The following is a 12,351-nucleotide window of genomic DNA, read 5'->3' on the forward strand; positions in this document are numbered from 1 at the left end:
TGAATAAGACGTAAACGAACGAATTCATTATTTTATTTGGAGGGATTATTATGAGTGTTGAACCACGTATACTACCAGAATTAAGAGAGGTTTATTCACAATTTCCTGGGTTTGAATTGGAGAAGAATTTAGAGTGGAGCAGGAGCTTAGTGTCAGCTGCATCCGTGGAAGGATCAGAGCATGTAAACACAACCAGGCGCAAAATCCCGAGGGATGGAGGCGAGATGCTGGTGAAAATTTATGAGCCTGCCGGGCGAACGAATGACTTGTTACCTGCCATGCTATGGATTCACGGGGGCGGATACGTGTTAGGACATCCGGATATGGACGACGAATTATGCGAACGTTTTGTTCAGACAGCTGAATGTATAGTCGTATCGGTTGATTATAGGCTTGCTCCCGAGCACCCTTATCCGGCGGCGATCGAAGATTGTTATGCTGGATTGGTATGGATGACGGAGGAGGCAGCCTTGCTTGGCATTGATGTGGATCGGGTTGCAATTGCCGGTGCTAGCGGTGGCGGCGGACTGACAGCAGCACTCGCGCTGATGGCGCGTGATAAAGGAGGACCGTCTCTTATTTTCCAAATGCCATTATACCCGATGCTTGACAACCGTAACATCACACCGTCCAGTCATGAGATTACGGAAGCAGGCGCAATCTGGAAACGAACAGACAACATAGCAGCTTGGAACATGTACCTGGGCGAGGAGAGCGATGTCAGAGGAGAATCTACTTATGCAGTACCCTCGAGAGCGGAGAACTTGGCAGGTTTGCCGCCAGCCTATACTTGTATAGGTCAGCTCGATCTATTCCGAGACGAGACAATGGAGTATGTGGCACGACTTGCACAAGCAGGTGTAGATGTTGAATTCCACCTGTATCCCGGTTGTTTTCACCTTTTCGAAATTTTCGCTCCAGAAACAGAAGTGAGTCAGCGCGCTGTTCAGGGCTATATGGATGCGATGGCCCGGGCACTTCATCCTAGCTAATTATAGGGACTAAAATAAACTGCGAATACGCAGAAAAAGTTGATTGGTTATTTAAGTAGAGACACGTAATTATTCGGGAAGTATTCATAAAAAAGATGAGGTTGTTGATTTTAAAAACAGCCTCATCTTTTGTTATATATTATTGATTTCAAAAAGGGCTTAGATTACTATCGTATTGTTCATTGGAAGCTTATTTCTTCAATTTTTATTTACATGATGCAAAACAGTTTAAATATTGATAGGGTAGGCTTATATATTTGTAGACAGCTTGATCCAAATTATATCTAGTGATAAGGAGAATACAACATGTGGGATAAGATTAAGGGTGGGCTTTACGGCTTATTGATTGGAGATGCTCTTGGTGTCCCCTATGAATTCAGATCAGCGGAGCAGCTCCCACCTCTGGAGCAGATTGAGTTTACTCCTCCTGTGGGCTTTCAGCCCACCTACCGAGATGTTCCAGCCGGCACCTGGTCGGATGATGGTGCGCAGGCACTATGTCTGCTGGAGAGTCTGATCGATAAAGGTACACTGGAGCTAACTGATTTTGCTGACAAATTGGTCGACTGGTATCATGAAGGTAGATGGGCAGTAGCCCAACAAGTTTTTGATGTTGGAATACAAACCAGTCGTACGTTGTCTACTTATTACCAAGGAATGTCCCCTTACGAGAGTGGCAATACAGTTCCTGATGGGAAAGGGAATGGGGCGCTAATGCGTGTGCTACCACTTGCCTTGTGGCACAAAGGAACAGATAAACAACTCGTTCAGGATGCACATACTCAATGCCTTGTAACTCATGCACATATCTGTAATCAGGTATGTTGTGCCTTCTATGTGTTAATTGCACGTGAACTGTTGCAAGAGCAAGACTTCAATCTGTGCTACCGAACTGCTCTTAGCAAGCTTCGAACGATCTACCAGCAGATGCCTGAGCATGAACGGGAGCTCGAAGAGAACATTCATCCAGATAAAGTATTCTATGGCGAAGGATCTGGTTATGTTGTGGATTCCTTGTTCAGTGCGTGTATGATCCTCCAAACCTGCACTTCCTACGAAGATGCCGTCAAACGAGCAGTTGCCTTAGGCAACGACACGGATACAACAGCCTGTATCACAGGTGGACTTGCCGGAATCCGATATGGGTATGAGCATATCCCTCAGCGCTGGATCAACCAGCTGCGAGAGACAGATCTGGTTGATCAACTGCTGCTCCGTCTTCAATCTGCATGAGGAGTACTAGGTTCTATTAGCACTAACTATGAGGAGGAATGGGAATGAACGCAGCAGTACAGAGGTTTTTAGACGATGTGTGGAGCGAGATGATAACCATATACAACAAAGAGACTATAAGAATAAATGAATTCATAGAAAATCGTCCGCTCCAGGCAGGGATAAAGGATTATCTTCAGGTAGCTTGGCGTGACGGAAAAATACATATTGATGTTGAAGAACCGTTCGATTGGACGGACAGCTCTTATGAAATCGAAGCAGGTCCTTATATCGCCGAACTCACGGATGAATTAATTAGATCTGAACTTTACCCGGCATTATGCAAGAGAGTGGAGGAGCTTTTTTTATCAGAGAAGTTAGGTCCTCGTTTTTTTGATTACCGATTCCAGATCGTACTTTCCTTTGAAATGGAGGACGAAGACTTAACACTTTGCGTGCATCTGGTTAACGAAGAGAAGCTGAACGAACTCCGCAAATCATTACAGAAGTTTATAACATCCAAAATCATGTCTGATCTTCCCGTATTGCCGAGTGTTGATGACCAGTTTTTCTTTTCTCATCACTTGATGAACCCTGATCTTATGAAGCAAGAAGAAAATGCGGTTGGCCCATTAATTGAGCATTTATCCGACAAGCTCAGAAGTAATAGGCGACGCTTAGACGAATGGACTGGCCAGTATACTTTGGCTATGGATAATTGGATTCAAAATATTTTTCTTCCACGCTATTTTGTGCGTACAGGCAGCTTTAGAATGGATTGGATACCTAAAGAGGATATGGCGCTTATGGATCCGAATGCAGATCAACTTTCCTTTTTTGTATATGCCGCTCTGCAAATTGGAAAAACGAAACCGGACATCCGGGAACAATATTTGAAACTAGCTGTCCAACTTGGTTCAAAACACGCAGCGGAGTATATCCTGGGGGGAAGCGGGAAATTCACTCCAGTATATAAAGGGACCCGTGTTGAAGTTGATAATAATGATGTAACACAGAGCATTGAAGTCCGGATTTTGAACGAGGAGGAAGCAGCTTATGGAGAAGCATTGGATCACATTACCCAATTGCTGCAGCAGGGATTCCCGAAGGAATATCACCTGAAGCTGAAAAGCAAACAAAGGAACTATCTTCCTCTAAAAAAAATGGCTAAATCAGGTCTTCATCAGTTTTTTGCTGGTGCACTAGCCTATCCGTCTCTTTTTCCTAAGCTGGCTGCGTATGCGGATATCGCAATGGAGCCCTATGCGTGGTACAAGGACACGGAACCGGGTGAAAAGTCGGTCATGCCTGGTACCTATGCTGTACTCGGATTAGGATTATATAGCAAGGAATATTTCTCACTCGTCTCTCGTTATATGGAGATGGTAGATTCGGAGCACCAAATGATACAGGATAGTTATGCGGAGACCTTTATTGATACGCACGGTGTGGAGGCTGAGCTTATGCCAGTTCTAGTCGACATTCTGCTAGCAGGAAATGAGGAAGCAAGATCTGTCAAAAACTTCGTGATCGATCGGGTCGAGCTTGCAGAAGCGCTGCTTCAAGAGCTGTCGCCTAAAGAAATATATGAACGGGAGCAGGTTCTATACCGGATATTCGGAAGCCGTGCAAAGCTGGAAAAAGCCGTGAAGTCAGAGCAAACGGAGCTTGAGCTTAGAGTTATTCTATCGGAGCTACTGACTCTTATAAGTTATGACGATATATAAAAATGGAATTCCCTATTGGTTCGGGCAGGAAGATGATGATGTTTTTATTGTGGCTTCAGTGGAGCCAAGTGGTTTATCATTTTATGCACAGATGAGTAATAGTGATTGGAGTTCTTGGATAGAGAGATTTAAATTGGAGGCGACAAAAGTATTAGGATTTGATGTTGGTGAACCCGAAGACGGGTTTATGTAATGAAGTGCACAATTTAATTGTGGGGATGATTTCGTGTTTACTGAAATGGTAACTCAGTATTTACCTGTTCTCTTAGAAAAAGAGGGTGATTATTTATTTGAGTAGAAAGACGGAATAGTAAACCTTAAAAAAACAGTCCACCTATTGGTACGTTAGTTGAACAAGATTAGAGGAAATCCCTTTTAATAGGGGTTTCTTTTTATTTTTACAAATTTAAAGTTAGTTCTGTTGAGAAGCCTTAAATAAGTACCTGTCTATGGAAATAGGAAGAATTTGCTTGCCCTTCGCAGAATTTTCTGTTATTTTTGATAGTAACAATATGTTAATAACAAAATGATACTAAGTACAACTAATTTTTTTCGCTCTATGAATGAGTGGAAAAAGCGGAGGGATGTAAGATGAAAAAGGTAGCGGCTAACTGGAATCTGTTCGAAATTACGTGGTTGATACTATTTACCTCAATCGCTGTCGGGTTTACAGTGATTACAAAGGACTCTTTATTCGGATTCACGGTATTTATTACTGGGGTGTTATGCGTGGTGCTTGCAGCGAAGGGCAACCTGATGAGCTATGTTTTCGGCATGTACAATACCATCGGTTATGCTTATTTGGCCTATATTAACGGTTTGTTTGGAGAGGTTATGCTGAATCTGCTATTCTTTGTTCCAATGAATGTCATTGGCTTCTACATGTGGAAAAATAATCGCCAAAAAGACGGTAGACTGACCATGCGGCAGATGGATCTTAGAAGACTGCTCCTCGTTGGGATGGTCTGTGTAATCGGCTGTTTAGTGCTCGGATTTGGGCTTTCGTTCATTCCGGGACAGAATTCGCCTTACATTGATGCCACTACAACGGTGCTGTCTGTTGTAGCGACCTTCTTAATGGTTAGAAGATTCAAGGAACAATGGCTGGTCTATATCGTGCTAAATCTCTTTACGGTGCTGCTGTGGGCGATTCGCATGCTGGAGGGCAGCGGGGAAGGCCTACTGATGATCGTGATGTGGAGCGCGTATCTGGTCAACGCAGTTTACGGGTACTATATTTGGAATAAAGGGGCGAAGGAGGTGGCGGCATGAACACGCTTGGACTAACACTGGGGAAGTTTGCCCCGCTGCATAAAGGCCATCAGTTCATGATTGAAACGGCGCTACAAGAGGTCGATGAATTGATCCTAGTCATTTACGAAACGACAGTCACTCCGATCCCGCTTCATGTCCGGGCAAATTGGATTCGCAGGCTCTATCCGGAAGTCCGGGTAATCGAAGCTTGGGATGGTCCGGATGGATATTCGGATGACAGGGAGCATGAGGTTCGGGAAGAACAGTATATACTCGGTTTGCTGAACGGAGAGCAAGTAACGCATTTTTACTCGAGCGAATTCTACGGCAAACATATGAGTCTCGCTTTGGGTGCAATAGACCGGCGGGTGGATGAAGCCCGAGAGCGGGTCCCGATCTCAGCGACGATGGTCCGTTCCAATCCATATCAGTACAGGGAGTTCGTAAGTGATATCGTGTACCGGGATTTGATCACGAAATTGGTATTCGTTGGAGCGATGTCAACGGGTAAGTCGACGATCACCGAAGCACTGGCACAGCGATATTGCACAACGTTCGCAAGCGAATACGGACGCGATTATTGGACCGAACATCAGGTGGACCGCCGAATCGGCTTGGAAGCGTTCGATGAAATCGCGGTGGGTCATATCGAGCGCGAAGAACAGGCAATGCTTGCGGCGAACCGGGTTCTGTTCGTCGATACCAATGCGATCACGACGTATATGTTCGCCCTAGATTACCACGGCCGGGCCCCCGAGCTGTTAACCCGGATCGCTCTGGAGAACGCGCAACGTTATGATCTGTTCTTCTTATGCGCTGACGATATTCCTTACGACGATACGTGGGACCGCAGCGGGGATCAGAAGCGGCATGTCTTTCATAAACAGATTATCGCGGATTTGAAGGAGCGGCGGATCCCCTATATTACGCTGCGGGGGAGCCTGGAGGAACGTATACGCAAGGTAGATGAAGTGTTGGCAAAGTTCGAGCCCTACGGGAACTATTTCGGAGAGCTGAACGATTAAATCAAATATAAAGGAGGCATACCCACTTGGATTTGTTGGATAAGGATGGACTTACGGAATCTGAATTTTTGAAGCAATACAAGGCAGGCGATTACGAGCGTCCTTCAGTGACAACGGATATGGTTATCTTCACTGTGACGGAAGACGAGGCTGACAGTTATCGCAAACTACCAGAAAAAGAGCTACGCGTCCTACTAATTCGCCGGGGGGCTCACCCCTTCCTGAGCAAATGGGCGCTGCCTGGCGGTTTTGTCCGGCCGAATGAGACAACTGAGCAGGCAGCAGTAAGGGAACTATGCGAGGAAACCGGCGTAGAAGACGTTTATCTGGAGCAGCTGTATACGTTCAGTGATATCGGGCGCGACCCACGAACCTGGGTAATAAGCTGCAGCTATATGGCTCTGATTAACAGCGACAAGTTGGAGTTAAAGGCAGGAGATGATGCAGCAGACGCCGCCTGGTTCAAGGTATCCTATCGGCCGCTGCGGGAGCAAAAAGAACTGATTGTGGACGGATACATCAAGACGCTGGAGTACGAACTCAAACTAAGCAGTGAAGAAGAAGAACTTTCGGCGGTCGTGGCGAGGACTATGACAGCGAAGACTACATCGACTGGCACGGATTATGAGATCGTATCGAATGACGGATTGGCCTTCGACCATGCGAAGATCATAGCATGCGCTATTGATCGGTTACGGGGAAAAGTGAATTACACCGATATTGCACTGCACTTGATGCCGAAGCTTTTTACCTTGACGGAACTGCAGCAGGTTTATGAGGTAATTATGGATAAAGAGCTGTTGAAGGCGGCCTTCCGGCGTAAAGTAGCCGATCTTGTAGTGGAGACCGATCATTATACCGAAAATGCGGGGCATAGACCATCCCGCTTATATCGGAGAAATTTGGAGGGTTAACGATGATTTACAATATCGATGAGTTAAGAAAAGCATATAACGAAGGAAAAAAGTTCAAATTCGTGTTTTTTTGGGGACATACACCGCCTAAGGACGGGAGCGTTGATAAAAGCTGCTTCAGCCAATGGTGGCTGTGCCCGTTCACGTTAGAGGGAACGCAGTACTCATGCGCCGAGCAGTTTATGATGGCCGAGAAGGCAAGGTTGTTCGGCGATGACGAAATGCTGGAGTCCATCCTTAAAGCTAAGCATCCAAAGGAGATGAAGGCTTTTGGACGTGCGGTCCAAAACTTTGACAAAGATATTTGGGATAAGGAATGTTACAGCATCGTCAAAAGAGCCAGCTTGGCCAAATTTTCGCAGAATCCGAAGCTTAACGATTATCTTAACTCGACGAAGAACCGCATCCTCGTCGAGGCTAGCCCGCGGGACCGTATTTGGGGGATCGGCATGGGCCAGTCCAATCCGGATGCGGAGAATCCCATGAAATGGCGGGGCAGAAATCTGCTGGGGTTCGCACTGACGGAAGCGCGGGACGAGTTGCTGCGGAGTTAGATTTATACAAGATTAAATTAATGGACTTGAGGAAATCAATGACAGGATGAGGGATGACCGTGAAATATACCGATTATATCTGCCTGAAAACAGGAAGATACCAATCAGTAGGAAAGTTTGGCGATAATATTTATGCATATGAGGTCCTTACGGGGGTAACCGACTCCCCGGAGTACCATCAAATTTCTAAGGCGGAATTCGATTCTTTTGAAACTTGGAGCCAAGAGTACATTTCGGATCTTAAAAAAATGTATGAAATCATTAACCGTCCCGTTATCTGCAGCGGCTACTTAGGGAGAGAGGAACTTGATCCTTCACTGCTTCGGAATATTTAGCTGTAAATAATATCTTCTACTGAGAGTATAGAAACGATTCTTCGCTCAGAGGACAAGAACATAGTCTCACTGGAAGCCGCGCTGTGCGCGGTTTTTTTTATCGGTACAAGTGCTTGTCTTTTGCTCAGGGCAAGAACTTGTCCCCAATGTCACTTAATGATGATATACTTACCTCATGAATTATGATATTGATAATCAATATCAATTGATAGGTGATATATAAATTGCAAAAGGTGAGATGAGGGAGCGCAGATAGATGCAAGACGAAGCAGCAGCAAGCCAGGTATTTACACCAGAGATGATCGATACGATGGCCCACATTTGGACACGTTCGATCATTACATTAATAGATGTACGTTTTCAGAATGTAGCGTCCCAATACCCGTTGGAGCAGTATAAAATGCCTAGTAGCATGTTTATCTATGCATGTGGAGGAGAAGCACAAATTCAAATGAATGAAACCACATTTGGAATGGAACGCTTTGGTTTAGTTCACGGAGGGAAGGGGAGCCTGCTCAGTATTTCGCCTAAAGGGGAGAATGTGAAGACCTTTATGGTGTTTTATAAAGCAGAATTACCTCTTTTTTTCAAGAGGCACCTGCAGCAATTACTGGAGGAAGTAAATCCATTTGTTCAACAGTATGGTTATACACCAAGCAATCCTATCTTGTTACTCGATTGGTTTCAACAGATGATGACTGGCTGGAACCGCGGCAAAGCGATGGATCAGCTGCAGGCCAAAAGTTTTCTATATCAATTGATACATGGGGTGTACAGAGATTTTGAGAGTGGTGAAATTCGGTATCTCCAGCCAGATCCAGCCTGTTCTGCCAAGATATATCTCGATAAACATTACATGCAGCCGATTATGTTCCAAGAAATTGCTGATATGTTTGGGATCAGTGGCGGGCAATTGACGCGGCTGTTCAAAAAAAAGGAAGGCATGAGCTTACAGGAGTACCTCATTCAGAGAAGGATTGAAGCTGCCTGCCATGACTTGAAACATACAGAAGCAACCATTAAAGAGATCGCAACAGGATCTGGTTTTGCAGATGAGAAAAATCTGTTTCGGATGTTTAAGAAGTATTACAAGATGACACCAAGTGATTATCGGAAAATAAACGCACTATCTATGCAGGTTGATGGTATTGATAATGATTCTCATTTTCTTTACTATGAGAGGGAACTAGCGGGTCTAGTCCAGTCTTATAGAGAAGGGGAATCAACCATGTTTGGAAAAGTAAGAAGTAAAGAAATGATCTTGGCGGCGACGATGAGCTTGATGCTGTTATTGTCGGCATGTGCGTCGGGAACGCCATCGAATAACGGGGGAACGGTGAATTCAAACCCTGCGCAGACACAACAGACGACACAACCGGAAGTATCGGAGACGAATGCTTCAGAAGCAGTCTCGCAGACGAGAACGATATCCACAGTAAAGGGCGACGTTAAGGTACCGAACAACCCTCAGCGTGTTGTAGTCGATTATTTGGTTGGTGATGTAGTGGCCCTAGGTGTAACTCCTTTAGGGGTGGCGAGAGCGGCAAGGGACGGGAAAGAGGCTGTTTTTGCTAACCAGATTACAGACTCTATTAAAATAGCTATGGAGCCGGAAGATGTCATGACTCTTGAGCCTGATCTGATCATTTTAGCATGGGGCGATGAAAATTATGAAGATTTATCCAAAATTGCCCCGACAATTTATGTCCCTTATGGTGATATGACTACAGAAGAGCGGATACATTTTATTGGTGATGTTTTGAACAAGCAGGAAGAGGCTAAGGCTGTTCTGAGTGCTTATGCCGGAAAAATCGAAGAAGCGAAGCTAGCCCTTCAGAATGCAGGTCTTTCAGACGTGACGATTACTATGGGGGAATTCAGTGATAAAAGTAACTACATCGCTGGAGCCAAGCATGCGGTTGGCGAGCTTGTTTATAATGGACTTAAAATGAAGGCACCTTCAAAAGTTCAAACTGATATTATTGACACAGATAAATATTGGGGAGATATCTCTATGGAGGTCTTGGCTGCTTACATAGGGGATTATCTAATCGCTATAGGAGATACGGAAGTCCCTACTGATAATGCTGTCTGGAAATCGCTACCTGCTGTGCAACATAATCGGATCATATCGGTGGGTACATCGCTATCTTGGTCCACGGATATAATGACTTCCAGTGCATTGATTGATCATATTGTAAATCAATTGCTGGCTATGGCTAGATAAGGATTTTGACGAGGTAAAAAGAAGTACTCCAATTTGTAAATATGACTATCAGTAGGTAAGGAAAGGAAAGCGTAATGAAAAACAAGCCTGAACAAAAACGCCGTGGGGCGGTGAATTTCACCATGTACATGGTGGTAGGGCTTGGATTAACGGTTCTCATGTCGGCGGCGTCGATTAGCTTCGGCGCCGCCGACATGAGGTTAGCGACTGCATGGGAGGCTATTTTCCGATTTGATCCAACGCTCACTGAGCATCAAATTATACAAACCCTACGTCTTCCGCGTACCGTAGCCGATCTGATCGTCGGATGCAGCCTTGCGGTATGTGGGGCTATTATGCAGGGAACGACGCGAAATCCGCTGGCTGACTCCGGGCTGATGGGCATCAGCTCTGGTGCAGCATTCGCGATTGCTCTTTGCCTGGCCTTTCTGCCGGGTTATTCGTATGGGCATATGATGCTGTTTGCTTGTCTGGGAGCAGCACTCGCGACCGGGATCACTTACTTCATCGCGTCACTGGGCAAGCGCGGGATGACGCCTCAGCGGCTGGTACTGGCAGGACTGTCCATCTCTATGCTATTTGGCGCGCTCAGTCAGTATTTAGCGATCAATTATAATCTGGGTCGAGCATTAGCATTCTGGACGGCAGGCAGTACAGCGGGGGTCAAGTGGGGGGAATTGCTGATCATCTCACCGCTATTTGTTGGTGGTGTACTGCTGGCGCTGGCGCTATCTCCTTCTGTTACACTGCTCAGTTTGGGGGATGATGTGGCAAGTGGACTCGGTATTCGTAGCGGACTGGTCAAAGGTTTATCGACGATTATCGTGCTCGTGCTGACTGGATTAGCTGTTGTCTTAGTTGGTCCGATCGGGTTTGTTGGTCTGATTACCCCACATATTGTGCGATACATGGTCGGTGTCGACTATCGTTACATTATTCCGGCAGTTGCACTATATGGTGCGTTGCTGACCGTGTCGGCCGATCTGGCTGGCCGCTTGATCAATAAGCCGTTCGAAACACCGATTGGTATTATATTTTCTATCATTGGTGTGCCGTACTTTCTCTTCCTGGCTCGCAAGCAAAGGAGGGAATCTGAATGATCAAGCAGCGTTATACGGTGCAAAGGGGCATTATCGTCAATATAGTGCTTATGGTGCTCATCCTTATGTTTGCTGTCATTAGCATGAATTCTGGCAAAATGAATCTTTCACCGCTAGAAGTGCTGAATGTTCTCCTCGGAAACGGTACAGATAAGCAAAATCTGATCGTGTTCGATTTTCGCCTGCCACGAATCACACTGTCGATCTTGGTAGGTCTGGGAATGGGAGCGGCTGGGGTCGTGATGCAGAGTTTGCTGCGTAATGACATGGCTAGTCCAGGGACGCTGGGGATTAGTTCGGGATCGGGTTTGTTTGTCCTGTTCTTCGTCGTATTCATCGCATCGACAGGAAAGGGCTCCTTTATTGCCCTACCACTACTGGCCTTTGTTGGCGGATTATTGGCGGCGGGATTGATCTTCTTATTATCGTATCGCCGTGGGCGAGATATTTCGCCAATCGGTTTGATCTTAACCGGGGTCGCACTCGGAAGCGGGTATGAAGCGCTGACCACCTTCCTGACTCTCAAGCTGAATGATTCGCAGATGGATTTCATGCTGCATTGGCTGGCGGGAAGCTTATGGGGCGCTGATTGGCGTTATATTTCCGTGCTGGCACCATGGGTCTTGATTTTACTCGGCTATATTTTCTACAAGTCTCGCATACTCAACACCCTCCATCTGGGCAATCAGACGGCAGAAGGGCTGGGTCTTGCCGTGAAGCGGCAGTTTTTGGGGTTGTCGATCGCTGCGGTTGCTTTATCCTCTGGCAGTGTGGCCGTGGGCGGAAGCTTCTTTTTCGTTGGCTTGATCGCTCCGCATGTGGCAAGAAAACTGGTCGGGCCCGATCACAAATTGCTCGTTCCGGCTGCCAGCCTGACCGGAGGATTAGTCGTGGTGCTGGCTGACACGATTACGCGCACGGTTAGCTTGGGGGGAGATGTGCCGACGGGAATTGTCATTACGGTCATCAGTGTTCCGTACTTTCTTTATTTACTATCGAAGGCCAATTAGG

General features: G+C 46.0%; 11 protein-coding genes. All 11 read left to right on the forward strand.

Annotated features, from left to right (window positions below; all coding sequences use genetic code 11):
- Positions 1-50 precede the first annotated feature (50 nt).
- On the forward strand, positions 51-992 hold the full coding sequence (locus tag MHI51_RS16145; protein WP_076126568.1) for an alpha/beta hydrolase: 942 nt from the start codon (positions 51-53) through the stop codon (positions 990-992).
- Positions 993-1,298: 306 nt separating this feature from the next.
- Positions 1,299-2,225, forward strand: a complete 927-nt coding sequence (locus tag MHI51_RS16150; protein ID WP_076126570.1) for an ADP-ribosylglycohydrolase family protein — start codon at positions 1,299-1,301, stop codon at positions 2,223-2,225.
- 44 nt (positions 2,226-2,269) lie between these two features.
- Positions 2,270-3,931, forward strand: coding sequence for a DUF6138 family protein (locus MHI51_RS16155; protein WP_076277375.1), 1,662 nt, complete (start codon positions 2,270-2,272; stop codon positions 3,929-3,931).
- 591 nt (positions 3,932-4,522) lie between these two features.
- Entirely contained in the window at positions 4,523-5,203 is a 681-nt protein-coding gene (gene pnuC, locus MHI51_RS16160) for a nicotinamide riboside transporter PnuC (RefSeq protein ID WP_076217644.1), read from the forward strand.
- Entirely contained in the window at positions 5,200-6,210 is a 1,011-nt protein-coding gene (locus tag MHI51_RS16165) for an AAA family ATPase (RefSeq protein WP_076217643.1), read from the forward strand. The genes pnuC and MHI51_RS16165 overlap by 4 nt, the downstream gene beginning before the upstream one ends.
- Positions 6,211-6,236: 26 nt before the next feature.
- Positions 6,237-7,124: an NrtR DNA-binding winged helix domain-containing protein gene (locus MHI51_RS16170; protein WP_076217642.1), complete on the forward strand. Its 888-nt coding sequence runs from the start codon at positions 6,237-6,239 to the stop codon at positions 7,122-7,124.
- A 2-nt stretch (positions 7,125-7,126) separates the two neighbouring features.
- Positions 7,127-7,678 (forward strand): NADAR family protein, encoded by a 552-nt coding sequence (locus tag MHI51_RS16175; RefSeq protein WP_076217641.1) that lies wholly within the window; start codon positions 7,127-7,129, stop codon positions 7,676-7,678.
- A gap of 59 nt (positions 7,679-7,737) precedes the next feature.
- Positions 7,738-8,013 (forward strand): hypothetical protein, encoded by a 276-nt coding sequence (locus tag MHI51_RS16180; protein WP_076309496.1) that lies wholly within the window; start codon positions 7,738-7,740, stop codon positions 8,011-8,013.
- 256 nt (positions 8,014-8,269) lie between these two features.
- The gene (locus tag MHI51_RS16185) at positions 8,270-10,240 is read left to right on the forward strand and encodes an AraC family transcriptional regulator (protein WP_076217639.1); all 1,971 of its coding nucleotides are present in this window, start codon (positions 8,270-8,272) and stop codon (positions 10,238-10,240) included.
- A gap of 74 nt (positions 10,241-10,314) precedes the next feature.
- On the forward strand, positions 10,315-11,340 hold the full coding sequence (locus tag MHI51_RS16190) for an iron ABC transporter permease (protein WP_076126583.1): 1,026 nt from the start codon (positions 10,315-10,317) through the stop codon (positions 11,338-11,340).
- Positions 11,337-12,350: an iron ABC transporter permease gene (locus MHI51_RS16195; RefSeq protein ID WP_076179405.1), complete on the forward strand. Its 1,014-nt coding sequence runs from the start codon at positions 11,337-11,339 to the stop codon at positions 12,348-12,350. The genes MHI51_RS16190 and MHI51_RS16195 overlap by 4 nt, the downstream gene beginning before the upstream one ends.
- Position 12,351: the final 1 nt, after the last annotated feature.

The sequence above is a fragment of the Paenibacillus sp. FSL H8-0260 genome, assembly GCF_045040625.1.
Classification (GTDB): domain Bacteria; phylum Bacillota; class Bacilli; order Paenibacillales; family Paenibacillaceae; genus Paenibacillus_AQ; species Paenibacillus_AQ odorifer.